Genomic DNA, 24405 nt, shown 5'->3' with positions numbered 1-24405 from the left:
CACGAGCGCCCTTCGACTCGCCTCGCTCGCTCAGGGATCGACTGGCGCAATAGCCTTGTCCCATGTCTGCGCACGATGACGCCCGCCTGATCGCCCTGCCTGACCGCGCCGCTCCCGACGTCGCGCCCTTCGCCTGGGTCGCGCCGGGAGCACAGCTGATCGGCGCCGTCACGCTGCATGACCGGGCCAGTGTCTGGTACAACGCAGTGCTGCGCTCCGACAACGAGCCCATCGTCATCGGCGAGCGGTCGAACATCCAGGACAACTGCTCGTGCCACGTCGACACCGGATTCCCGCTCACGCTCGGCAGCGGCGTCTCCGTCGGGCACAACGCGGTGCTGCACGGCTGCACGATCGAGGACGACGTGCTGATCGGCATGCACGCCACGGTGATGAACGGCGCCGTGATCGGATCCGGATCCCTCGTGGCGGCAGGCGCCCTGGTGACGGCGGGCACCATCGTTCCGCCTCGCTCGCTCGTCGCCGGAGTGCCGGCGAAGGTGCGACGCGAGCTCAGCGACGAGGAGGTGGCGGGCATCCGCCGCAACGCCGACGTCTACCTCGAGCACCTCGAGCTGCACCGCGGAGCCACGCAGCTCTGACCGCCGCATCCGCGCGACGAGCGGCGACTACGCCCGCTCGACCTCGATCTCGGTGCCGTCCGTCAGCTCGACCAGCTGGTCGTAGGTGAGCGGGAAGACGGTGTGCGGGTGCCCGGCCGCCGCCCAGATCTCCGGATACGCCCGCAGCGCGGTGTCCACCCAGGTGCGCAGCGGCGCGGGGTGTCCGGTGGGAGCCACTCCCCCGATCACTTGGCCTGTCGCCTCCCGAACGGTCTCCGCGGATGCCCTCTTCAGCGTTCCGCCCAGCTCCTCGCCGAGGTAGGCGGTGTCGACGCGGTGTCCGCCGGAGGTCATCACGAGCACGGGCTCGCCGTCGAGCGTGAAGACGAGCGAGTTGGCGATCGCACCCACCTCGATGCCGAGAGCCGCTGCCGCTGCGGCGGCGGTGGGCGTCGCCTCGTCGAGCCAGCGCACCTCGCCCTCGATCCTGCGGGAGCGCAGTTCGCGCTCGACGGCGTTGACGGCGGCGTGCGAGGTGTCGGTGGTCATCGGTCAAGAGTAGCGAGCACGGAGGCGCCGCATGGACCGTTCTGCCGGACGCAGATCGCGGCGAAGCGACCCGGCGAGGCGGCGCTTCCGCGGGATCGATGTCAGAGGGACGGCAGGCTGCCGAGCACCGCGTCCACATCCGTGAGCTCGATGAGCGGCGCGTACAGCGCCATCGCGTCGAGCGCTCGGCGGTGGTCGGCGTCGGTGGCGCCGGCACAGGCATCCGTCGCAATGCGGACGTGCACGCCGGCATCGGCGGCGGGCAACGCCGTCGAGATGACGCAGCAGTCCGTCGAGACGCCGGTCACGACGAATTCGCGAGAGCCGTCCGTCGCACGCTCCAGGTCGGCGCCCCATTTGCCGAACGTGGTCTCGGTGACCGCGCGGTGCGACGGCGACGGCACGTCAACGAGCTCGTAGAGCGGATCGTGCTCGGGCTTCAGCGCCCACGGCCACGCCTCGTAGTACGGGATCCACGCGCCTTCCGGATGCTCGGGCGCCACGAATCGCGTGTGCACCACCCGGTCGCCGAACGCCGGCACCAGCCGCGCGATGGCTGCGCGGGCCTCCTCGAAACGCGGGGTGAACCATCCGCTCTCCGGATCGCCGAACACGCGCTGCATGTCGACGATGACGAGCCAGGGCGCATCGCTCATGCCTGCTCCTCGCCACCGGCGGGGGTGACAGACTCGCGGGCGTGGCCGGCGGCATCCGTCCCCTCTTCAGGCGTCTCCGGCAGTGACTCCTGCCGACGCACGGAACCTCGGCCGAAGACGACGACGCCGAGGTAGCCGACCACGAGTGCGACGAGCACTCCGAGGTTCGCGCCGCCCCAGATGCCGGTGCGTCCGCCCAGCCCGAAGGGCGCGAGCAGATACCCCTGCCAGTTCAGCCAGGAGAGGCCGTAGGGGTTGATGACCAGGCCCCAGCCCAGGGCCGTGCCGATCACGAGCAGCGCGATGGCGAGCCAGTTCCAGCTGCCGTACCGTCCGCGTGCGTTGAAGAGATCGCTGTCGGAGTAGTTCTTGCGGCGCAGCGTCATGTCGGCCAGGAACACGCCGCACCACGCAGCGATCGGCACACCCAGCGTGATGAGGAAGCCCTGGAACGGGCCGATGAAGTCCGAGGCGAAGAACACGATGTAGACGGCACCCGCGATCATGATAACGCCGTCGATGAGAGCCGCAACGGGACGCGGGATGCGCGCACCCGCGCTCAGCAGGGCGATCCCGGACGAGTAGATGTCGAGCACGGCTCCGCCGATGAGACCGAGCACGGCGACGATGAAGAACGGCACCAGGAACCAGACCGGAAGGATGGTCGTGAGCGCGCCGATCGGATCGTTGCCTATCGCGTCCGACAGTCCCTTTGAGGATCCGGCGAGCATGAGACCGAAGACGACGAGGATGACGGGTGCCAGGGACGCGCCGAACGTCGTCCAGCCGACGACGCCGCCGCTCGATGACTGCCGAGGCAGGTAGCGCGAGTAGTCGGCGGCCGCCTGCACCCAGCCGAGTCCGAATCCGGTCATCATGAACACGAATCCGCCGATGAGCTGTGGCAGGTCGCCGTTCGGGATGGCCGCGATCTTCGCGAAGTCGATGTGACCCCAGACCAGGACGATGTAGACGACGGTGAGCACGGCGGTCGCGATGGTGATGATCACCTGCAGTCGCATGATGACGTGGAAGCCGAACACGCCGCCGCCGATCACGAGCGCGACGACGACGATCAGCGTGATCACCTGCGTGACCGTTCCGCCACCGCCGCCGAGCTCCTTGAACACCGTCGTGGTCGCCAGCACGGCGAGTGCGACGAGCACGGTCTCCCAGCCGACGGTGAGCAGCCAGGAGATGATCGACGGAACGGTGTTGCCGTGCACGCCGAACGCGGCGCGGCTCAACGTCAAGGTCGGAGCGGATCCCCGCTTTCCGGCGAGCGAGATGAATCCGCAGAACAGGAACGACACGACGATGCCGAGCACGCCGACGATCGTCGCCTGCCAGAACGAGATGCCGAAGCCGAGCAGGAACGATCCGTAGCTGACGCCGAGCACCGAGACGTTCGCCGCGAACCACGGCCAGAACAGGCTGCGCGGCTTTCCGCGGCGTTCGGACTCGTCGATGGAGTTGAGCGCGTTGAGCTCGATGGTCATGGCGTTGGGACGCGGCGCCTCGGTGCGGTCGTCGACGGTGGTCATGGAAACACTCCAGGATGCGTGACCTGCGGGGGTCGGACGGGAATGCAGAGGATTCCTGGAATGTAGCGCAGGCTCCGGCAGCTCGGTAGCACCCGATCGAGCTGCCGGAGCAACGCGCTAGAGGCGCTCTGCTGCCTCCACCACGTTCGTCATGAGCAGCGCGACGGTCATCGGTCCGACGCCGCCCGGATTGGGCGACAGCCAGCCCGCGACGTCCTCGACGCCCGGTTCCACGTCGCCGTACACCTTGGACTTGCCGCTGTCGCGGTCGTCCTCCCGCGTCACCCCCACATCGAGCACCGCGGCGCCGGGCTTGACGTCCTCGGCGCGCACCAGGTGCTTGACGCCCGCGGCCGCCACGATGACGTCCGCCTGACGCAGGTACGACGGCAGATCGACGGTTCCGGTGTGCGTGAGCGTGACCGTCGCGTTGATGGCGCGCCGCGTCAGCAGCAGGCCGATGGAGCGGCCGATCGTGACGCCACGTCCGACGACGACGACGTGCTTGCCCTTCAGGTCGTAGTCGTTGCGGGTGAGGAGCTCGATCACGGCACGCGGCGTGCACGGCAGCGGGGTCGTGATCGGTCCGTTCACGTTGAGCACGAGGCGTCCGAGGTTCGTCGGGTGCAGGCCGTCGGCATCCTTCGCCGGATCGATGCGCTCCAGGATGGCGTCGGTGTCGAGGTGCTTCGGCAGCGGGAGCTGCACGATGTAGCCGTGGCAGGCGGGATCCGCGTTGAGGCGTTCGACCGCGGCCTCGACGTCCTGCTGCGTGGCATCCGCCGGCAGTTCGACCTGGATCGAGTTCATGCCGATGGCCTCGGACTGGCGGTGCTTCATCCCCACATACAACTGGGACGCCGGATCCGCGCCGACGAGCACCGTCGCGATACCGGGGACGATGCCCCGTTCCTTCAGCGCGGCGACGCGCTCGGTGAGCTCGCTTTTGATCGCGGCTGCCGTGGCCTTGCCATCCAGACGAGTGGCCGTCATGTGTCTCCTCTCAACCGAGCGAGCACGGCTCGCTCGACGCCGGCGTCGCGGCGAAGGCGCACCGCGCCTTCGGTTTCAGCTCCAGCGCACCCTCAGTTCTGAACGCTCGAAGCGAGCTCGACGTTCTCGGCCGGCTGGCCCGACGCACCGAGTCCCGGGTAGAGCGGGAAGGCATCCGTCAGCTTCTTCACGCGGGCGCGCAGCGCAGGGATGTCGGCGTCGGGACGCAGCGCGAGCGCGATCACGTCGGCCACCTCGGTGAACTCGGCGTCGCCGAAGCCGCGGGTGGCGAGCGCCGGCGTGCCGATGCGCAGGCCGGAGGTGACCATCGGCGGGCGCGGGTCGAACGGCACCGCGTTCTTGTTCACCGTGATGCCGACCTCGTGCAGGCGGTCCTCCGCCTCCTTGCCGGTGAACTCCGAGGTGCGCAGGTCGACGAGCACGAGGTGCACGTCGGTGCCGCCGGTGAGCACGTCGACGCCGACCTCCTTGGCGTCGTCGGCCGTGAGGCGCTCGGCGAGGATCTGGGCACCGCGGATGGTGCGCTCCTGGCGGTCGCGGAACTCATCGGTTCCCGCCAGCTTGAACGCCGTCGCCTTGGCGGCGATGACGTGCATCAGGGGGCCGCCCTGCTGGCCGGGGAAGACGTTCGAGTTGATCTTCTTCGCGATGTCGGCCTCGTTCGTCAGGATGAAGCCCGAGCGCGGACCGCCGATCGTCTTGTGCACTGTCGAGCTCGTGACGTGCGCGTAGGGAACAGGCGACGGGTGCAGGCCGGCGGCGACGAGACCGGCGAAGTGCGCCATGTCGACCCAGAGCGTGGCGCCGACCTCGTCGGCGATGGCGCGGAAGGCCGCGAAGTCGAGGTGACGCGGGTAGGCGGACCAGCCGGCGATGATCACCTTGGGCTGGTGCTCGATGGCCTTCTGGCGCACCACGTCCATGTCGACGCGGAACGTCTCCGGGTCGAGGCCGTAGGAGACGACGTTGTAGAGCTTGCCCGAGAAGTTGAGCTTCATGCCGTGCGTGAGGTGTCCGCCGTGCGCCAGCTCCAGGCCCAGGATGGTGTCTCCTGGCTGCGCGATGGCGCTCAGCACGGCCGCATTGGCGGATGCCCCGGAGTGCGGCTGCACGTTCGCGAACTGCGCGCCGAACAGCGACTTGGCGCGCTCGATGGCGAGGTTCTCTGCGATGTCGACGAACTCGCATCCGCCGTAGTAGCGCCGGCCGGGGTAGCCCTCCGCGTACTTGTTGGTGAGCACCGAGCCTTGCGACTCGAGAACGGCGCGCGGAACGAAGTTCTCGCTCGCGATCATCTCGAGGTAGTCGCGCTGGCGATTCAGCTCGAGGTTCAGCACCTCGGCGATCTCGGGGTCGACCTCAGCGAGCGGCGCGTTGAAGGTGGGCGAAACTGTCATGCCTGGCTCCTCATGAATCGTGCAGGGCGGACGTGTGCACGCACGTTGTTCGCGTCGGCCCAGGCGCGCGGCCGAATCCGCCCTCGATCTCAGAGCTTCGGGTGTCTGACACACCCCGGTCGCTCCCCGATGGTGAACCATCCGCGACGGATTCCGGATGTCCGGACACCGCCGATACGCCAGTTGCGACGCCACGATCCTATCAGCGCGGTTCGACTGCTCCGGCATCCGACGCCTGCCCGCCCGGCCGCTCGGTTCCTGCCGGTACGGCGACCGTCTCCCCCGCGAACTGGGGTGAGCGGACAACGCTCGAAGATGCACTTTTGACACTTGTTCCGCTCATGTTCGATCATTGAGGCATGACGGATGACAACACTCGCCGCCCGGGCGCCGACCTCGAAGCGGAACTCACCTCGCAGCCGGATGTCTGGGAGCGCGCGGCAGCACTGACGGACCGTGATCTGCTCCCGCCTGACGGCCAGCGCATCGCCGTGATCGGCTGCGGCACGTCGTGGTTCATGGCCCAGGCGTACGCGGGCCTGCGCGAACGGAACGGACACGGCGAGACCGACGCGTTCGCGGCATCCGAGGCGTTCGTGGATCGCGACTACGACGCGATCGTGGCCATCACGCGTTCCGGCACGACGACGGAGGTGCTCGAGCTGCTGGACGACGTGCGCGGTCGCGCACACAGCGACAGGGCGCGCACGATCGGCGTGATCGGAGATCCGAACACGCCGCTCGTCGACCTCGTGGACGATGTCATCGCGCTGCCTTTCGCGGACGAGCACTCGGTGGTGCAGACGCGGTTCGCGACGAGCGCGCTCGCCCTGCTGCGCGCATCCGTCGGTCAGGATCTGACGCAGGCCATCGCGCAGGCGCGCGACGTGCTCACCGTCGACCTGGACGACGAGCTGATCGACGCCGAGCAGTACACGTTCCTCGGGACCGGATGGACCGTCGGCATCGCTCACGAGGCCGCGCTGAAGATGCGCGAGTCGTCGCAGTCGTGGACGGAGTCCTATCCGGCGAAGGAGTACCGGCACGGGCCGATCGCGATCGCCGCGCCCGGTCGCGTGACGTGGGCGTTCGGCGAGCCGCCCGTCGGCATCGCCGAGGACACCGCTGCGACGGGGGCGCGCTTCGAGCACGCTCCGATCGACGCCATGGCGGATCTCGTCCGCCTGCACCGCGTCGCTCTCGAGCGTGCACGCCGCAAGGGACTCGACCCCGATCAGCCGCGCAACCTGACGCGCTCGGTCATCCTGGAACGGCCATGAGCCGCGCCGCGTCAACGGAGACGTCGGCGGCGACTCGGGACAGCGGTCCGGACTCGGCGACCGAGGGCGGGGTCACGCTCCTCGGACCGGGCGCCGCGGTGCTCGCCTTCGACGTCGGCGGCACGGACATGAAGGCGACGCTTGTCGACTCCGACGGACGCCTGCGCGAGACCTTGCGAGCGCCGACGCCGCTGGAGGGCGAGAGCACCGGACGCGCCGTCGTGGCAGCGGCGGCGCGACTCGCGGACGAGCTGACGGCGCGGCATGCCGATGTTCGCCCGACGGCCGCAGGGCTTCTGGTCCCTGGCAACGTGGACGACGTGCGCGGCATCGGTGTGTTCGCGGAGAACCTCGGGTGGGTGGAGTTTCCGTTCCGCGACGAGGCCTCGGCGGCGCTCGGGCTCCCGGTCGCGTTCGGTCACGATGTGCGCGGTGCCGGAGAGGCCGAGCACCGGCTCGGCGCGGCCCGCGGCTTCGACGACGTGCTCGTCGTGACCATCGGCACGGGGATCGCGGCAGCGGTCTACGTCGGCGGCCGGCTGCACACCGGAGGCGGCCTGGCGGGCGAGATCGGCCACGATCGTGTCGCAGAGGGACCCGTCTGCGCGTGCGGCGGTCGCGGATGCCTCGAGGCCGTCGCATCCGCTGCGGCCATCGCCCGCCGATACACCGCGCGCACCGGCCGCGCCGTCTCCGGCGCGCGCGACGTGCTCGACCGCAAGCACCGCGGTGACGCCAACGCCGCTGCGGCTTGGGAATCCGCTCTCGACGCGCTCGCGCTGGGGTTCTCGCACGCCGTCGCGCTGCTCGCACCGCAGGCGATCGTGGTCGGCGGTGGGCTGTCGGAGGCGGGCGAGGAACTGCTGCAGCCGCTGCGCGACCGGCTGGACGGCATCCTCACGTTCCATCGCAGGCCGCAGCTCATCAAGGCGAGCATCGGAGCGGATGCCGGACTCTACGGCTCCGCACTCGCCGCGCGCGACCTCGCAGCCGGCGAGCAGGCGGAACAGACACTCACGGCTGGAGGGCACGCATGACCACGGCCGCCACGCGAGTCCTCGTGACGGATGCCGCGCGGGCCGGATCCGGGATCGGCGCATTCAACGTGATCCACCTGGAGACCGCCGAGGCCATCGTCGCTGCCGCCGAGCGGGCTCGGCTGCCGGTGATCCTGCAGATCTCGCAGAACTGCGTTGCCTACCACGGAGCCCTCGAGCCGATCGCGAAGGCCTGCCTTGCTCTTGCGGATGCCGCCACCTCCCCTGTCGCGGTGCACCTGGACCACGCCGAAGACGAACAGCTGGCCCGCCGTGCGGTCGACCTCGGCTTCGGCTCGGTCATGTTCGACGCGGCACGGCTCGACTACGACGACAACGTGCTGACCACCCGCGGGATCGTGGAGTACGCCCACGCGAACCACGTCTTCGTGGAGGCGGAGCTCGGCGAGATCGGCGGCAAGGACGGAGCGCACGCGCCGGGTGTGCGCACGGATCCGGACGAGGCCTCGCGCTTCGTGGCGGACACCGGCGTGGATGCGCTGGCGGTCGCCGTCGGATCGTCCCACGCGATGACCGAGCGTCGAGCGTCCCTCGACCTCGACCTCATCGCCCGGCTGCACGGCAGGCTCGACGTCCCTCTCGTGCTGCACGGATCCTCCGGTGTGCCGGACGAGACGATCGTGGCGGCGATCCGTGCAGGGATGACGAAGATCAACGTGTCGACGCACCTGAACGGATTCTTCACGCGCGCCGTCCGCGAGTACCTGGAGGCGAATCCCGCTGTGGTCGACTCGCGGAAGTACGTCGCCGCAGGGCGTGAGGCGCTCAGCCTCGAGGCGGAGCGCCTGCTGCGGGTCTTCAACGGGGCGGGAACCGACGGGACCGACATCCCTTGGTCAGGGGAGGCAGCACGATGAACCGCACGGAGCGGCTCCGTGCTGTGCTCGACCTGCTCGCCGAGACGGGCCAGATCGAGGTGGACGACATCGTTGAGCGCCTCGGTGTCTCGCAGGCGACCGCCCGCCGCGACCTCGACGCGCTGGCCTCTCAACAGCTCCTCAGCCGCACCAGAGGCGGCGCGACGGGCCAGTCGGTCGCCTACGATCTGCCGCTGCGCTTCAAGCGGGAGCAGCACGCGAGCGAGAAGCAGGCGATCGCCCAGGCAGCGAGTGCCCTCGTTCCTCGCGGCGCCGTCGTCGGTCTGTGCGGCGGAACGACGAGCACCGCCGTGGCGACCGCCCTCGGTGCGAGGCCCGATGTGGCCGAGCCGTCCTCTCGACCGACGCTCACCGTGGTGACGAATGCCATCAACATCGCCGCGCAGCTCCTGATGCGCCCGCAGATCAAGGTGGTGATGACGGGAGGCGTCGTGCAGGCGCGTTCGTACGAGCTCGTCGGCCCCTACACCGACTCCGTGCTGGGCCAGATCTCGCTCGACTATGCGTTCATCGGCGTGAACGGCGTCGATCCCAGGCTGGGCCCGACGGTGCACGACGAGCACGAGGCCGCGGTGAACGCGCTGATGGCACGGCGGGCGGATCACGCCGTGCTGGTGGCGGACTCCAGCAAGATCGGGCGACGCGCGTTCGCGACCGTCGGGGATCCTGGCGCGTTCGACACGATCATCACGGACGACGGGATCACGACGGGCCAGCGCAAGGCGTTCGAGGACGCGGGCGTGCGCGTCATCGTGGCGTGAGCATCCGCTCGCCCCGGCTCCAGCGGCCGACAGCTCGCCCTACCGAGGCGCCGAGGAGTGAGGCGGTGCCGTCGGGATGCTCACGACGACACCACCTCAGCCTCACCGCGGATGCGCAGCCCCCGCCGCACCACGGCTTCCTGATCGGTTCGGATTCCGTCAGGGATCGTCGCGTCGAAGCCGAATGTGACGCGACGATGGTCCGTTTCACTTGAAGAAGACGCACCGCCGGCCGGATCATGACGCGAGTTCGCACAGATTTCTCGAATTGCGGATCGCGTCCCACCAACGCACAATCGATTTCACCCCCGACTGCCGGTCCCCCACCGGCCAGCACCACACTCTCCACGCCCTGCGTGGAGGCGGAAGGCAACCCGAATGGCAGCGCACCACTCGCCGCGCAGGATCGAGCGCGCCGGCGACGCGGAGCTGGTGCAGCTCACGCGCAAGGGCGACACGGATGCCTATGCAGCGCTGTTCAGCAGGCATGCCACGGCCGCCGCGTCGGTCGCCCGCTCGGTGACGCGCACGTTCGAGCCGGACGATCTCGTCTCCGAGGCGTACACGCGGATCCTGCACGCGCTGAAGTCGGGCAACGGTCCGACGGGCGCGTTCCGTCCCTATCTCTTCACGACCGTGCGCAACATCGCCGCGACCTGGGGTCGCGCGGGCAAGGATGCCGTCGCGCTCGCCCCTGAGGAGCTGGACACGCTCGCCGTCGCCGAGGATGACGCACTCATCGTCCTGGACCGCTCGCTGACGGCACAGGCTTTCCGCACCCTCCCGCCGCGCTGGCAGGAGGTGCTCTGGTACACCGAGGTGGAGGGGATGCGTCCCGCCGAGGTGGCACCGCTCATCGGCGTCGGCGCGCAGGCCGCCGCTGCTCTCAGCTATCGTGCCCGCGAGGGTCTGCGTCAGGCGTGGATCCGCGCGCACCTCACGTCGGCGAACCTCGAGCCGGAGTGCGCTTGGACCGTCGAGCGGCTCGCGGCGCACGCTCGGGGCCGTCTCGGCAAGCGCGAGCGCACCCGCGTGGACGCGCACCTGGAGACCTGCGCGAAGTGCTCCCTCGCCGCGGCCGAGGCCCGTGAGGCCGGGCGCCGGCTGGTGTTCGTGCTGCTGCCGCTCGCGATCGGGGCGTCGGCGGCGACCGCGTACGCCGCGACGCTGAAGTCCGGTGCCGCGGTGGGCATCGCTGCGGCGGGCGCGGGAGTTGCAGGCGGCGTGTCCGCCGGTGCTTCCGGGACAACCGGTGCGGCCGGCAGCGCTCCCGCCGCCGGCGCGGCAGGAGGTGCACACGCAGCAACGGGCGCAGCCGGCTCGTCCGGTCTGTTCAGCGGCGCGACGGGTGTGGTCGTCGGCGTTGCGGCATCCCTCATCGTGGTCGGAGGCGCGATCGCCGGCGTGCTCGTCGCGACGGCGGACGGCCATCCCTCGCGCGGGGCAGCCAAGGTCGCCGCGAACGCCGAGCGGAACGCGGCGCCGACTCCGGATCCGACCGGCGCGGATGCCGCGAGTCCGGCCGCCTCATCCCCCGCGCCGACCGGCACGCCATCCGGCACGCCGACGCCGTCCGCGTCGGATCCCGCCTCGCCGGTGAACGTTCCCGCCCAACCCGCTGCCCCTGGCGAACCGCCGGTCGCATCGGACCCACCGGCCACGACGGATCCCCCGCCGGTCACCGTGACGCCACCCGCAGCTCCGGCGATCACCGTCGACACCGCCGACGGTCGCTACTACCCGATCGTGTCCGGCACGGCGGATCCGGGAGCGCAGGTGACCGTGTCCGGCGGCGGCACGACGGTCACGGTGCACGCCGACGCGAGCGGTGCGTGGCGGGTGAGCACGGCGTTCACCGGATACGGCACGGGAACCGGCACCGTCACCGCGACGCAGACGAGCGGCGACGGGATCGCGTCGGCACCGGCATCCGCCTCGTTCACGCTGACCGCGCCACAGGCGAGCATCTGGCAGGTCGGCAATGCGCCGATCGCGTTCCTCACCATCGTCGGGACTCCCGACGCAACGGTCGAGCTGCTCGCCGACGACGTCTCGCAGGGCACCAGACGCATCAACGGCAACGGCCAGCGTCACGACACCGTACTGGGCGGCTCGCGCGGACACGACATCGCGGTGCGCTATTCGGATGCCGCCGGCCGCGTCGGACCCAGCACCCACGCCTCACTCACGCCCGCGGGATGACACGCCTGCGGATCGAGAACGGGAACAGCACGATCGCGACCACCAGGATGGCCAGCGCCGCCCACGGCACCGCGTCGATGCCCCACACGGCGTAGATCGCCCCGCCGACGACGGCGCCGCCTCCGATCCCCACGTTGAACGCCGTCGTGTAGAGCGCGCTCGCGGTGTCGCGGAACCGCGCGGACGCCGCGTGCAGCAACTCCGTCTGCAGCAACGGGGGAAGGCATCCGAACGCGAGCGCCCACAGCGCGAAAGCGCCGATCGCCACGGGCGGAACCCCCGCGAAGGCACCGAGGAGCGCGATCCCGAGCGTGGTGAGCAGCAGGCCCGCCGCGGCGGCGGCACGAGGGATGCGACCGAGCACGGTCCCGACAAGCGCCACGGCGATCGCCCCCATCAGCCCGCCGACGAAGAGCATCGGGCCGACGGCATCCGTGCCGAGCCCCATGGCGTCGGAGACGAACGGCGCGACATAGGCGTTCAACGTGAAGCTGCCCAGCGTGATGAGCATGGTGAGCGCGCAGATCATCAGCACGGGTCGGATGCTCACGTCCCGCCTGCGAGTCCCCTTGCGGCGCGCAGGCACCGCCGTCCCGCCCGCCGTGATGGTCGGCACGCCACCGGTGATGGATGCGACGCCGCCCGTCATCGTGTCGGGGTGCGCCCCGGCCCGCGTCACCTTGGGCAGCATCGTGCCGACCACGGCGGCTCCGACGACGAGGAGGCATCCGACGACGGCGAATGCCGTGCGCCAGCCGAACGCGTGGCCGAGGATCGTCGCCAGCGGCGAGCCGAGGATCAGCGCCAGCGAGACGCCGCCGGAGGTGATGGCCACCGCACGCGCCAGCTGGTGCGGCGGAACGATGTGTCCCGCGTAGGCTCCGGTGACCGCCCAGAAGACGCCGTGCGCCATGCCGCCCGTGATGCGGGCCACGACCGCGACGCCATAGTTCGGGGACACCGCCAGCAGCAGCGAGCTGAGCCCGATCACCACGATGACGACCACCACGAGCGGCCGCCGTGGGATGCGCTGGGTGAGCGCCGTCAGCGGCGTCGTCGCGATCACCACGGTGAACGCGTAGACCGACACGAGCAGGCCGGCCTCCGGTGTGGACACACTCAGTCCGGACGCGACCTCGGGCAGGAGGCCCGTCGGCAGCGTCTCGCTGGTCACAGCGAGGAAGGCTGCTGCGGCGAGCGCGAGCATCCCCACCCACGGGAAGCGCTCGACGGGGCCGCTCGTCGACGATGCGGACCGGCCTGTCTCGCTGCGCACATCCGGGTCGGACGACGACATCGGTGCCCCTCCTTCATCGGTGGTCTCGACGGTGGATCGCTCGCGTTCTGAACCGCACATCTCACGGGTTGCGCTTCACGCGGAACGACTCACTCTAATCGATTCGACCACCGACGTGACGGGGCTCTTCGCACCGTGCCCTACCCTGGTGGAATGCAGCCCGACACGCCCGAAACGGCCGCGCAGCCACCTGCTCTGCAGCACTGGGTGCTCACGCTGATCTGTGCCGACCGCCCCGGCATCGTGCACGCCGTCAGCGGCGCCGTCGTCGAGGCCCGCGGCAACATCACCGAGAGCCAGCAGTTCTCGAGCTCCGACACCGGGCGCTTCTTCATGCGCCTGCAGATCGAGTCGGCCGCCGACGGCTCCGAGTTCGAGGCGGCACTGAGCCCCGTCATCGATCGGTACGAGATGACGTCGACGCTCGACGTCGTCGGCCGCCCGCTGCGCACCCTGGTGCTGGCATCCACGGCAGCGCACTGCGTCAACGACCTGCTGTTCCGGCAGCGCGCCGGCCAGCTGGCCGTCGACATCCCGCTCGTGCTCTCGAACCACGACGCGCTGCGCGACCTCGCCGGCTTCTACGGCGTGCCCTTCGAATCGCTGACCGTGAAGGATGCCGCGAGCAAGGCCGCCTTCGAGGCGCGCGTTCTCGAGGCGGTCGCCGAGCACGACATCGAGCTCGTCGTGCTCGCCAGGTACATGCAGATCCTCTCCCCGGAGCTCTGCGCGGCGCTCGCCGGACGATGCATCAACATCCACCACTCCTTCCTGCCCGGGTTCAAGGGCGCGAATCCCTACAAGCAGGCGCACGCGCGCGGCGTGAAGCTCATCGGCGCGACGGCGCACTTCGTCACGAGCGATCTCGACGAGGGTCCGATCATCGAACAGAATGTGGTGCGCGTCGACCACTCCCAGTCGCCGGCGCAGCTCGTCGCGACCGGTCAGGACGAGGAGAGTCGCACGCTGCGGCAGGCGGTGAAGTGGTTCGCCGAGAGTCGGATCCTGCTCGACGGCGCGCGCACGATCATCTTCCGCTGATCGGGTCGGCCGTGCGAGCGAGCTCCAACGGCTCTCCCCTCAGTCGCCGATATCATGAAGGTGATGTCTGCCCAGAATTCCGAGCACCCGCGCGTCCAGATCGATTTCTGGGACGTGCTGCGGTTCGTCATCGAGCTGTTCGCGTTCGTCAGCCTCTGCGTGTGGGGTTTCATCGCCTGGCCGTTCCCGTGGAACATCGTGATCGGCATCCTCGCCCCCGCGCTGGCGGTCGTGCTCTGGGCACTGTTCCGCTCGCCGAAAGCCGTGATCCGCATCGACACGTTCGGCAAGGCGATCGTCGAGATCATCGTCATGACCGCCGCCGCATTCGCGTGGTGGGATCTCGGCCAGCCGATCGTCGCCGTCGTGTTCGCGGTGGTCGCGCTCGTCAGCGGCATCATCTCGGGCCGCAAGGAACTGGCATGAGCCCCGCGCGGATCATCCACGGCGCCCGCAAGCTGGATGCCGGCGGCCAGGTCGACGACTTCTGGCTCGCCACAGAGGGCGAGCGCATCGTCGCGACGGGCAGCGGATCCGGATGGCGCGCCTACGCAGACGGCGCGGAGGCCACGGATGCCGGCGGACACTGGCTGACCCCCGGCTTCATCGACCTGCACTCGCACGGTGCCGGGGGCGCAGCCTACGAGGGCGATCCCGACGACATGACCGTCGCATTGGAGACGCACCGTCGTCACGGAACGACCCGCTCCGTGCTGAGCCTCGTCGCGAATCCGCTGGCCGAGTTGCGCGAGAGCCTTGAGGACATCGCCGACCTCGCAGAGACCGACCAGCTGGTGCTCGGCTCGCACCTGGAAGGTCCGTTCCTCAACCCCGACCGCCGCGGCGCCCACAACGCGGACTTCCTGCGCACGCCCGACGATCCGGAGCTCGTCGAGCAGCTCATCGCCGCGGCTCGCGGCACACTGCGCCAGATCACCATCGCCCCCGAACTGCCGGGTGCCATGGAGGCCATCGATGTTCTCGTCGAGGCCGGCGTGGTCGTGGCCGTCGGCCACACCGAGGCGACCGAAGACCAGGCGAAGGCCGCGTTCGACCGCGGCGCACGACTGCTGACGCACGCGTTCAACGCGATGCCGAGCATCCAGCACCGCGCACCTGGCCCGATCGTCGCGGCGTTCGACGACGACCGTGTGACGCTGGAGCTCATCCTCGACGGCTTCCACGTGCATCCGGATGTCGCCCACCTCGCGTTCGTCCAGGCTCCCGGCCGCATCGCCCTCATCACCGACTCCATGGCCGCTGCCGGCGCCGCCGACGGCGACTACCGCCTCGGCTCGCTCAACGTGACGGTCACGGACGGCAAGGCGCTGCTCTCCGGCACGAACAGCATCGCCGGATCGACGCTCACGCAGGATGTCGCACTCAAGGTCGCCGTCGAGCGCACGCGCATCGAGCCAGCCGCCGCCGTTGAGGCGCTCACGCTCACGCCCGCGCGCGTGCTCGGCCGGGACCACGAGCTCGGACGCCTCGCCCCCGGATACCTCGCGGATGCCGTGCTCCTCGACCACGAGTGGACCGTGCGATCCGTGTGGGCGGCCGGCGCGACGCTGGCCTGACGACCGACGCGCATCGATGGACCAGAAGCTGGAGGAGTTGCCGGAGCTGGCGGTCCGCATGGTCATCGAAGCCAGGGAGCGCGCGCCGTGGCTTTCGCTCGACGAGGCATCGGCCCGGGTCGGCAGGGTCCTCGCGCTCCCACCGGGCGAGGTGCGCGGCCTCGTGATCGCACGGCATCCGGATGCCGACTCGCCACCACGTGACTCGGAGCCGAAAGCGCTCGGGACGGACGGCGTTCATCGGCCAGCACGTGTCGACGATCCTGCCAGGGCCCGGCGCGGGAAACGAGCGGCACTGGTCTTCCTTTGGGCTTTCGCCGTTCTCATCGCCGTGTCGCTCGTCTGGACGATCGTGTCGTGCGTCGCGGATGTGACGACGAAACGGGCGCTGCAGGAGCACGGAGTGAGCGTGGCGGCGACCGTCACTGCCACGAATCCCGGCATCTGCGGCGGTCGCGGCGGATGCATTCCTCCCACGATCAACTACAGCTTCACGACGACGGCGGGCGCCAAGGTGACAGCCGTCCAGGCGGATATCAGCAGGGCGACCTTCGACGCTCTGCACGTTGGTGAGACGCTTCCGGTGATGTACGACCCGGCCGACCCGTCCCGCAACCGGCCGGCGTCCGAGCTCACGTCGTTCGATTCGACCACGCGTCTTCTCATCGTCTGGACGACCGCCGCCGCGATCGTCCTGCTCGCAGTCCGCCTGCAACGCCGATTCCACCTGGAGCGCCTGTTCCGCGCGCGACCGCGGACGACCGCCGCACAACGGCCATCCCGCAGTCCGCGTCCCGGACCGGCTGTGGCCTACGCGGTGTTCATCGGAGTGTTGTGGGTCGTCGGCTGCATCGCCGTGTTCAGCGTGCTTCTCTGGATCGGCACACTGGTCGGCAACGGGCTGGAAGCGGCGCTGCTGTGACGGCCGGAACGACTGCAGCCGTCTCCGCGGCGGACGGCCGCGTGTTGTGCATCGTGCGTCGGCGCCGGTGGCGTCGCGTCGTCCTGCGCTGCTTCGGCATCCCGTTGATCGTCCTCGGATGTTTTCCGCTTCTGGTGGTTATCACCGACGCGGACGGCAGCACCGAACCGGGTTCCGCCATCGCGACGGTGATCGTGCTCGGGCTCGGGCTCCTGCTCACCTGGCGTGCGCACGCCATCTCACGGTGGCGTCTCGAGGCAGCACCCGACGAGATCCGGGTGTTCCGTTCCCTTCGACGGCCGCGCCGAGTGCCTCTCGACGAGATGACCGAACTGGCGCCGTCGGCGTTCCGCCGGGGGATCGTCGTGCGCTCCGCCACGGAACGGCTGTTCGCCGCCGACCACCGGATGCTCGGCTACTCGCAGCTGCTCGACTATCTGTCTGCGCGCCGCCCCGACCTCGACATCCCGCGTTCCGCCACCGGCGGAGGAACGCACGGCTACGATCGGCGGCGCTCGCCAGCGAGCCACGCGAGGCATTGAGCCACGTGAGACCGCCCGCCTTCAGCGCTCGGGAGCGGGCGACGTACCCGGATTCGTCGGATCCGTCTGGAACCTGGACAGCAGCGCGGGCAGTCCCGAGCGTGCGACAACGTTCCGTGCAGCGATCCCGAAGCGCGTGGCAGGGACCATGAGCCGCACGTTGGTGCCGATCCTCTGTTTCTGCACGACCATGGCGCGCATTCGCGACTCGTATCGGGCAAGGCCCGCGGCGAAACCCCTCCGGTCGCTATCGACAACGGCAAGGGCGTTCGCAAGCCGGTACGCGCCGACGATCGCGAGCTCGGCGCCGGCACCGGCCACCGGGGAGGCGCACCAGGCGGCGTCTCCGACGAGAGTGACGCGTCCACGGATCCACGACGCCATGCGCACCTGGGCGAGGGCGTCGACGTAGCGGCCGTCGTCCGACAGCACGGAGGCCAGGATCTCCTGTGTGTGCCACGACGCGACGTCGGCGAAGGCTTCGGTGAGCATCCGTCGTTCGTCGGACGCGGTGAGACGACCGAGGTTCCTCGGCGCCCGGAAGGTGAGGTACGCCTTCGCCTGAGCGTGGTTTCCGGAGCGGTAGATGCCCGCCATCTTGCCCGGCACGTTGTGCATGGTGACCCAACGATCCTCGCCGAGGGATGCATCAGCGTCGCCGAACGCGAAGTAGTGATCCCTGAAGCGGAGGAAGTCCTCCTCGGGTCCGAACACCAGGCGTCGCACGGTCGAGTGGAGACCGTCGGCGCCGATCACCAGCGCGAATCGTTCCACCGTTCCGCTCGTGAAGCTCACCGCGACGCCGCTCTCGTCCTGTTCGATTCGCGTGGGCGAATCCCCGAACCGGATGTCGGCGACGAGCGCCCTCAGCATCCCCACCAGGTCACCACGCATCACCTCGAACGCTCCCGGCTCGCCGGTGTGCACCCGGGCGATCGTGCGGTCGTCCCCGTCGACGAACTTCATGCCGAGCACGTCGGCGGCCGAGCGCCGGACCTCGGGAAGGATGCCCATGGCTTCGACGATCGCGACGGCTTCGCCCCGCAGATCCACGCCGTTGCCACCGCGCCGCGGCTCAGCGGCCCTCTCCACGACGACGGGCTCGAATCCGTGCCTGGCCAACCAAGAGGCGGTGGTCAGTCCGGCGATGCTCGCCCCGACGATCAGGATTCTCTCGGGCATGGCTCCTCCTCAGGTGACGGCCGAACGAGTACAGTAAGTGAAACGTTCGTTCCACCTACATGATCTGAAACGGCCATTCCATTTGTCAAGCTCCAGGCACACTTCCTCGTCGACGACCGCGACGCAGCCACGCCGCGCCGACGCCGTGCGCAACCGTGAGGCAGCGCTCAACGCCACGGTCGCCCTGCTCACCGAACCGAGCTCGACGCTCACCGTCGAGGTCATAGCGCGACGTGCCGGACTCGGACCCGCGACGGTGGTGCGCGCATTCGGCAGCAAGGATGCGCTCGTCGACACCGCCGTTGCTGGGCTCCTCGCCCCGCTCGTGGAGCGAGCCCGCGAGCTGCGGGCGACCGCATCAGGGGATCAGGCGCTCGTGACGTTCCTGCCGGAGCTGATGGCGTTCCACACCGAGTACAGCGCGATCGACGAACGACTCACCGGCCTTCGCCTTCCGGCGACGAACGAGCAGGAGTCCGGGCTCGTCGCAGCGGTGCACGCGATGGTGGAGGACGGGCGGACGTCTGGACGCATCCGCACCGACATCGACTCCGCCGTCATCGCGACGCTCGTCGCGGACACCACGCACGCGCTCGCGCGCAGCGCCGCGACGGACCCGAAGGTCTACGAGGCGTACGCGAAGGTGCTGGTCGACGGGCTCCGAACCAGGCACAATGCCTGACGCGTGTCGTCGCTTCAGCACCCTGAAGCGGCATCACGCGTCCGCAACGTGCTGACACGCGCGGCGTTCGGGAGCGCGAGCTCCCGCCCTCTCGCGAGTTCCTGACCCTTGGTGTCCCTTCGCCGCAGTCAAGCGACATCTCGCGCCAGGTACTCGGACACCTCGCGCCAGGTACTCGGACACCTCGCGTGAGGGGGCGTTCGACTGAGCCACGGCGGCAGGATCACCGGGGCGGACACGCACAGGGCCGACTCTCCCGCCACCGAACCACATCCCGAGCGTCTGTCCACAGTTCGCAATCGTGCGCCACGTCGTGACACCACGGCGGCCAGCATGACGGGATGCCGTTTCCCCTCTCTTCGCTGCCCGAGCACCTCGGCGAGAGCTTCAGTGTGCGTGCCGCCCGCGGCGCGGGAGTCTCGGTGCGCCGCTTGCGCGGCACCGGCATCACATCGCCCTTTCGCGGCGTGCGACTCCGGGACGCCGAACATGATGACAGCGCAGTGACGCTCCACAAGAATCCGCGCGCCGTCGAGGCCGGCCGCCTTGCCGTTGAGATACGACGGCACGCGCGCGCGTTCGCGACCACGATGCATCAGGACTGGTTCATCACGCATGTTGCCGCGGCTGTTCTCTGGGACTTGCCCTTGCCGCTCCGGCTCCTTCGCACAGTCCTGCACGAGACGCAGCGCGGTGATGAGGCAGTGTCGGCACGCGGGCTCGATGTCCGAGTCATGGCGCCACTCCGTGCGACGCGTGCTGCAGGGACGAGCGGACATCAGCTGCTTCCCTCCATGGTGGAGGTGCGAAGCGTCGACGGGCTTCGCGTCTCGAGTCCGGCGAGCACCTGGGCGCTGCTCGCCGGCATCCTCTCGGTGCACGAACTGATCGTCGTGGGCGATGCCATCGTGAACATCCCCCGGCGACGCGGAATGATCCGGGGTACGGATGCCGATGCACTCGACACGCTCGCCCAACTCGATGCTGTCGCCAACTCGCCATACCGACGTCATGCCGCGAAGCTCCTGCACGCGCTCAGCCAGGTTCGCGTCGGAAGCTCATCGCCCGGCGAAACCGATGTTCGACGTGCCTGTGCGCTCGGCGGCCTCCCAGACCCGGTGCTCGACTACGACGTCTACGCACCAAACGGGGTCGCGATCGGCTACACCGAGATCGCCTACCCGGACTACCGGGTACTTGTCGAGTACGAAGGAGACCACCATCGAACCGATGCCAGGCAATGGCAGCGTGATGTCGACAAGCATGCTGCCTGCGCCGACGCGGGTTACGCGGTGGTGCGACTGACCTCCGCCAATGTGTATCCGTCGACTGCTACGGCTGTTGCCCGTATCCGCGCGGCACTTCTGTGAGCAGGATGGACGCCGTGACCCCGCGGACGCCTTGGCACGTGCAGGAATGGCGCGGCCGGACATCCTCAAGCTACTGGCGCGTTTTGTCGCTTCGCCCGATCGAAGCGACAAAACGCGTCAGGAACTCCGGATGCATGCCGTCTTGGGGGTTGTGGGAGCCGCAGGCTCACTCACAACTGCCAAACGCACGCCGCGGTCAGCGGCGTGCCGACAAGCACAGGCTGGAAGCCGTCTTGGCGGTTGTGGGAGCCGCAGGCTCACTCACAACTGCCAAACGCACGCCGCGGTCAGCGGCGTGCCAACGAGCACAGGCTGGAAGCCGTCTTGGCGGTTGTGGGAGCCGCAGGCTCACTCACAACTGCCAAGACGGCTTGTTGTCGTACGTGTACGTGTAGTACTCGGACAGCGTCAGCTTGCTCGCCGCAGCTTCGTCGATGATGACCGTCGCGTGCTCGTGGAACTGCAGGATCGAGGCCGGACACATGCTGGACACCGGGCCTTCGACGGCCGCAGCCACCGCATCCGCTTTACCCGCTCCCTGCGCCACGAGCACGAGCCGGCGGGCGTTCATGATCGTGCCGAGCCCCTGCGTCACACAGTGCGTCGGCACCTCGTCGAGCGAGTCGAAGAACCGCGCATTGTCGAGGCGGGTCTTCGGTGCGAGCGTCTTGATGCGTGTGCGCGAGGCGAACGACGACGTCGGCTCGTTGAAGCCGATGTGTCCGTTGGCGCCGATTCCGAGGATCTGGATGTCGATGCCACCGGCATCCGCGATCGCCTGCTCGTAGTCGCGACATGCGACCTCGATGTCGACGGCGCGGCCGTCCGGCACCTGAACGAGCGTCGGATCCATGCGCAGCGGCTCGACCACCTCGGTGCGGATCACCGACGCATAGCTCTGCGGATGCTCCTCCGCGATCCCCACGTACTCGTCGAGCGCGAAGCCGCGCACTCCGGTGAAGTCGAGCGTGCCCGCTGCCACGCGCCCAGCGAGGCTGGCGTAGATGGCCAGGGGCGACGATCCCGTCGCCAGGCCGATCACCGCGCGCGGCTTCGACTCCACCACACGCTCGATCAGGTCGGCGGCCAGCGTGCCCACCTCATCGGCGGTCTGCTTGATCACGACTTCCACGGATGCCCCTCCTCGGGTTAGATCGTCGTCGTTCAGTCTTGCGGAACAGGGAGGCCGACTCCACCGCGCTCCAGCACGCCGGTGGTTCCGATCAGTGACGTGCCGATCAGCGCTGTGCCGATCAGCGCCGCGCCGACGGCTGCGGCGGGAAGACCGGCAGGGAGCATCCGCACGCGGTCGGCGAGGTCGAGGGATCGCAAGAACGCCGAGTCGCGCTCCCACTCGCGCAGCACCTCGAGCACGGGGGCAAGGAGCCGCCCGCCGATGTTGCTCACGCCGCCGCCGATCACGACGGTCTGCACGTCGACGGTCAGCACCAGAACGCGCACAGCGGATGCCACACCCGCGGCGAGCGTCTCGCGCACGTTCCGCGCCCGCTCGTCTCCGGCATCCGCGGCATCGAAGAGTTCGACCGCAGGCAGCGCCGCCGTCGACGGCCACATGCGGGCGATGCCGGATCCGGATGCCAGCGTCTCGAGGCATCCGCGCTGCCCGCAGCTGCACACTGCGCCGTTCGGGTCGACCGGGATGTGCCCGATCTCGCCAGCGCCGCCGCCGGATCCCCGCTGCAGTTCGCCGTCGATCACGATCCCGGCCGCCATGCCGGTGCCGAGGTTCAGGAGCGCTGCGGAGCCGGACAGCCTGAGCAGGTGGTAGGCGCCGAGCGACGCGGCCTTCACGTCGTTCTCGACACGCACCGGAACGCCGACCCGGAGACTCAGCTCGTCGCCGAGCGCGAGCTCCTCGACGGCGAGGTTCACGGCGTGGCGCACACGTCCCGATTCCGGGTCGACCATGCCGGGAATCCCGACGCCGATCGTCTCCGCCGCCGCAAGGCCGGTCCCGGCCTGTTCGATCACCGCGCGAACGGATCGCTCGGCGGAGTCGAGCACCGCTGCCGGTCCGATGCCCGTCGGAACCCGCACGCTGGCTCGCACTCCGCCCCGACCATCGAGGACGACGGCGTCGGTCTTCGTCCCGCCGATGTCGAGGCCGAGCCTCACCGCCGCTCCCCCTGCGGATCCGCGTCGGAGGCGGAGCCCTGCCGGGCACGGTCCGCGCCGTCGAGGAACGCCATCAGGGCGCGTCCCATCAGACGCGACGCCCCGAAGGTCGCGAGGTCGGCGTAGGCGCGGTCATCGGCGGGCCATCCCATGTCGACCACGAGAGTGGTCCGCTTCGCGCGCAGTGCGTCGACCGCCGCCCGAGCGAAGTCGTAGCGGTGCACGGCCTTGCCGATCACGACCACACCTCGATTCTCCGGCACCGCGCCCAGGATGTCGCCGATCCGGGCGTCGAGAGCGCCGTGTGCGGCATCCGTCTCGCTGACGATGAACTCCGGATGCTCACTCCACGCCCGCGAGTCCGTCGCGTCGGGCGCCGCCCCCACCTGGGCGAACGGCCCCCACGGTGCGACGCCGACGGCGATGTTCGCCTCCGTCTCGAGTCGGACGACGGTGAAGGGTCCGGCCGCCTCCGTCGCACGCAGTGCGGCGAGCGCAGGCTCGCGCACGTCGAAGGCCTGCTGCGCGAGCTCGGTACCGACGAAGGATCCCGCGGCAGCGTCACCATCGCTGGTTGAGCTCGTCGAAACCAGCCCTTCCGGTGACGTGGTCTCGCTCTCCCGCGGTGCGAGGGTGGAGCCGGTTTCGACGGGCTCAACGAGCGGCTCCGCCAGGGCACGGACCCGACCGGCGGCCTCCGCGACGCGATCCGCGCTCAGCCGGCCGGACGCGATGGCTTCCTCCACGGCGCTCACGATCTCGCCGATCAGCTCGTCCGTCGTCTCCGTCCCGATGCACAGCAGGTCGCATCCGGCGGCAAGCGCACGCACCGCGGCCTCAGGGATGCCCGTCTCCGCGCTCGCTCCCTTCATGTCGAGCGCGTCGGTGACGATGACGCCGCCGAAGCCGAGTTCGTCGCGCAGCAGGCCCTGCAGGATGCGCGGCGAGAAGGTGGCTGGACGCTCGGCGTCCACCTGCGGAAGCATGATGTGCGAGGTCATGACCGTGCGAACGCCGGCCTGGATCGCGGCACGGAACGGCACGAGCTCGCGCTCGCGCAGCTCGTCCAGCGAACGGTCGATCACCGGCAGCGCCAGGTGCGAGTCCATCGCCGTGTCGCCGTGCCCAGGGAAGTGCTTGGCGCATGCCGCGACGCCCGTCGACTGGAGTCCGTCGACGAACGCGGCGCCGTGTCGGGCGACGAGTGCGGCATCCGATCCGAAACTGCGCACTCCGATGACGGGGTTGTCCGGATTGGAGTTCACATCGACGTCCGGCGCGAAGTCGAGCGTGCAGGAGGTGGCGCGCAGAGCGGATGCGACGCTACGACCCACGCGACGCGTGAGCTCCGTCTCGTCGAGTCTGCCGAGCACGGCGGCTCCCGGATACGGGGATCCGTCCGCGTAGTTCAGCCGCGTGACGTCGCCGCTTTCCTCGTCGATGGCGATCACGGCCAGCGGATTCGCCGTGAGGATCGCCTCGTTCAGCGCGTTCAGCTGTGCGGGTGACTCGATGTTCGGGCCGAACACGCACACCCCGCCGAGTCCGGACTCGAGGCGTGCACGCAGCGCCTCCGGCAGCTCGGTGCCGACGAATCCGGGCAGCAGCGTCGTCGCGATGGCGCGCGCCCGCTGCAACGGATCGCCCATGTCGATCGGCTGCTCAGGCACTGCGGTGCGATGGGCGCGGCGAGGCGCCTCTGGCTCAGACATGTTTGTTAGTAAAGCTTACGAACATCCATCGCTGCAAGCCGA

The 24405-nt window shown here is 69.5% G+C and carries 23 protein-coding genes; 13 read left to right on the top strand and 10 right to left on the bottom strand.

The features are described 5' to 3' along the window. The first annotated feature begins 62 nt into the window (after positions 1 to 62). Positions 63 to 602, top strand: coding sequence for a gamma carbonic anhydrase family protein (locus ACX9R5_RS07640; protein ID WP_459408389.1), 540 nt, complete (start codon positions 63 to 65; stop codon positions 600 to 602). Between the two features lie 27 nt (positions 603 to 629). On the opposite strand, the gene ACX9R5_RS07635 is transcribed toward ACX9R5_RS07640, so the two are convergent. The 5 genes from ACX9R5_RS07635 to glyA form a co-directional block, all read right to left on the bottom strand. Beyond that, on the bottom strand, positions 630 to 1112 hold the full coding sequence (locus ACX9R5_RS07635) for a YbaK/EbsC family protein (RefSeq protein WP_459408388.1): 483 nt from the start codon (positions 1110 to 1112) through the stop codon (positions 630 to 632). A gap of 101 nt (positions 1113 to 1213) precedes the next feature. Continuing rightward, complete coding sequence (locus ACX9R5_RS07630; protein ID WP_459408387.1) at positions 1214 to 1768, bottom strand: cysteine hydrolase family protein; 555 nt, start codon at positions 1766 to 1768, stop codon at positions 1214 to 1216. After that, positions 1765 to 3312 (bottom strand): purine-cytosine permease family protein, encoded by a 1548-nt coding sequence (locus ACX9R5_RS07625; protein ID WP_459408386.1) that lies wholly within the window; start codon positions 3310 to 3312, stop codon positions 1765 to 1767. Before ACX9R5_RS07625 ends, ACX9R5_RS07630 begins: the two co-directional genes overlap by 4 nt. A gap of 117 nt (positions 3313 to 3429) precedes the next feature. After that, on the bottom strand, positions 3430 to 4305 hold the full coding sequence (locus ACX9R5_RS07620) for a bifunctional methylenetetrahydrofolate dehydrogenase/methenyltetrahydrofolate cyclohydrolase (RefSeq protein WP_459408385.1): 876 nt from the start codon (positions 4303 to 4305) through the stop codon (positions 3430 to 3432). Positions 4306 to 4397: 92 nt separating this feature from the next. Further along, positions 4398 to 5723 carry a serine hydroxymethyltransferase gene (glyA, locus tag ACX9R5_RS07615; RefSeq protein WP_459408384.1) on the bottom strand — a complete coding sequence of 442 codons (1326 nt, stop codon included), beginning with the start codon at positions 5721 to 5723 and terminating at the stop codon, positions 4398 to 4400. Between the two features lie 359 nt (positions 5724 to 6082). Here glyA and ACX9R5_RS07610 point away from each other — a divergent pair, with 359 nt between their 5' ends. From ACX9R5_RS07610 to ACX9R5_RS07590, 5 genes are all read left to right on the top strand, one after another. Further along, on the top strand, positions 6083 to 7003 hold the full coding sequence (locus ACX9R5_RS07610; RefSeq protein WP_459408383.1) for an SIS domain-containing protein: 921 nt from the start codon (positions 6083 to 6085) through the stop codon (positions 7001 to 7003). After that, positions 7000 to 8040: an ROK family protein gene (locus ACX9R5_RS07605; protein WP_459408382.1), complete on the top strand. Its 1041-nt coding sequence runs from the start codon at positions 7000 to 7002 to the stop codon at positions 8038 to 8040. The genes ACX9R5_RS07610 and ACX9R5_RS07605 overlap by 4 nt, the downstream gene beginning before the upstream one ends. Further along, complete coding sequence (locus ACX9R5_RS07600; protein WP_459408381.1) at positions 8037 to 8918, top strand: class II fructose-bisphosphate aldolase; 882 nt, start codon at positions 8037 to 8039, stop codon at positions 8916 to 8918. Before ACX9R5_RS07605 ends, ACX9R5_RS07600 begins: the two co-directional genes overlap by 4 nt. Continuing rightward, on the top strand, positions 8915 to 9700 hold the full coding sequence (locus ACX9R5_RS07595; protein ID WP_459408380.1) for a DeoR/GlpR family DNA-binding transcription regulator: 786 nt from the start codon (positions 8915 to 8917) through the stop codon (positions 9698 to 9700). The genes ACX9R5_RS07600 and ACX9R5_RS07595 overlap by 4 nt, the downstream gene beginning before the upstream one ends. Before the next feature lie 378 nt (positions 9701 to 10078). Then, a complete protein-coding gene (locus ACX9R5_RS07590) occupies positions 10079 to 11902 on the top strand; it encodes a sigma-70 family RNA polymerase sigma factor (protein ID WP_459408379.1) in 1824 nt (607 codons plus the stop codon). Here the strand turns inward: ACX9R5_RS07590 and ACX9R5_RS07585 are convergent. Then, the gene (locus ACX9R5_RS07585; RefSeq protein WP_459408378.1) at positions 11886 to 13199 is read right to left on the bottom strand and encodes an MFS transporter; all 1314 of its coding nucleotides are present in this window, start codon (positions 13197 to 13199) and stop codon (positions 11886 to 11888) included. The genes ACX9R5_RS07590 and ACX9R5_RS07585 overlap by 17 nt on opposite strands. 153 nt (positions 13200 to 13352) lie before the next feature. On the opposite strand from ACX9R5_RS07585, the gene purU reads away from it, so the two are divergent. The 5 genes from purU (at position 13353) to ACX9R5_RS07560 (ending at position 17281) form a co-directional block, all read left to right on the top strand. After that, the gene (purU, locus tag ACX9R5_RS07580; RefSeq protein WP_459408377.1) at positions 13353 to 14240 is read left to right on the top strand and encodes a formyltetrahydrofolate deformylase; all 888 of its coding nucleotides are present in this window, start codon (positions 13353 to 13355) and stop codon (positions 14238 to 14240) included. 63 nt (positions 14241 to 14303) lie between these two features. Next, positions 14304 to 14666, top strand: coding sequence for a YrdB family protein (locus ACX9R5_RS07575; RefSeq protein ID WP_459408376.1), 363 nt, complete (start codon positions 14304 to 14306; stop codon positions 14664 to 14666). Beyond that, positions 14663 to 15817 (top strand): N-acetylglucosamine-6-phosphate deacetylase, encoded by a 1155-nt coding sequence (gene nagA / locus ACX9R5_RS07570; protein ID WP_459408375.1) that lies wholly within the window; start codon positions 14663 to 14665, stop codon positions 15815 to 15817. Before ACX9R5_RS07575 ends, nagA begins: the two co-directional genes overlap by 4 nt. Positions 15818 to 15833: 16 nt before the next feature. After that, positions 15834 to 16739, top strand: coding sequence for a DUF3592 domain-containing protein (locus ACX9R5_RS07565; protein ID WP_459408374.1), 906 nt, complete (start codon positions 15834 to 15836; stop codon positions 16737 to 16739). Further along, a complete protein-coding gene (locus ACX9R5_RS07560) occupies positions 16736 to 17281 on the top strand; it encodes a hypothetical protein (RefSeq protein ID WP_459408373.1) in 546 nt (181 codons plus the stop codon). Before ACX9R5_RS07565 ends, ACX9R5_RS07560 begins: the two co-directional genes overlap by 4 nt. Before the next feature lie 21 nt (positions 17282 to 17302). Here ACX9R5_RS07560 and ACX9R5_RS07555 read toward each other — a convergent pair whose 3' ends face one another. After that, on the bottom strand, positions 17303 to 18463 hold the full coding sequence (locus ACX9R5_RS07555) for an FAD-dependent monooxygenase (RefSeq protein WP_459408372.1): 1161 nt from the start codon (positions 18461 to 18463) through the stop codon (positions 17303 to 17305). 145 nt (positions 18464 to 18608) lie between these two features. Here ACX9R5_RS07555 and ACX9R5_RS07550 point away from each other — a divergent pair, with 145 nt between their 5' ends. After that, the gene (locus ACX9R5_RS07550) at positions 18609 to 19145 is read left to right on the top strand and encodes a TetR/AcrR family transcriptional regulator (RefSeq protein WP_459408371.1); all 537 of its coding nucleotides are present in this window, start codon (positions 18609 to 18611) and stop codon (positions 19143 to 19145) included. Positions 19146 to 19486: 341 nt separating this feature from the next. After that, on the top strand, positions 19487 to 20515 hold the full coding sequence (locus tag ACX9R5_RS07545) for a hypothetical protein (protein WP_459408370.1): 1029 nt from the start codon (positions 19487 to 19489) through the stop codon (positions 20513 to 20515). A gap of 352 nt (positions 20516 to 20867) precedes the next feature. Here ACX9R5_RS07545 and nagB read toward each other — a convergent pair whose 3' ends face one another. Genes nagB through nagZ form a run of 3 tightly spaced genes read right to left on the bottom strand, consistent with a single transcriptional unit; the run spans position 20868 to position 24363 of the window. Then, on the bottom strand, positions 20868 to 21647 hold the full coding sequence (nagB, locus tag ACX9R5_RS07540; protein ID WP_459408369.1) for a glucosamine-6-phosphate deaminase: 780 nt from the start codon (positions 21645 to 21647) through the stop codon (positions 20868 to 20870). 32 nt (positions 21648 to 21679) lie between these two features. Continuing rightward, a complete protein-coding gene (locus ACX9R5_RS07535) occupies positions 21680 to 22651 on the bottom strand; it encodes an ROK family protein (RefSeq protein WP_459408368.1) in 972 nt (323 codons plus the stop codon). Beyond that, on the bottom strand, positions 22648 to 24363 hold the full coding sequence (nagZ, locus tag ACX9R5_RS07530; protein ID WP_459408367.1) for a beta-N-acetylhexosaminidase: 1716 nt from the start codon (positions 24361 to 24363) through the stop codon (positions 22648 to 22650). The genes ACX9R5_RS07535 and nagZ overlap by 4 nt, the downstream gene beginning before the upstream one ends. Positions 24364 to 24405 lie beyond the last annotated feature (42 nt).

It is taken from the genome of Rathayibacter sp. CAU 1779 (assembly GCF_054551755.1).
The sequence above is the reverse complement of the archived record's forward strand: the minus strand, read 5'-3'. Positions and strand labels throughout refer to the sequence as shown.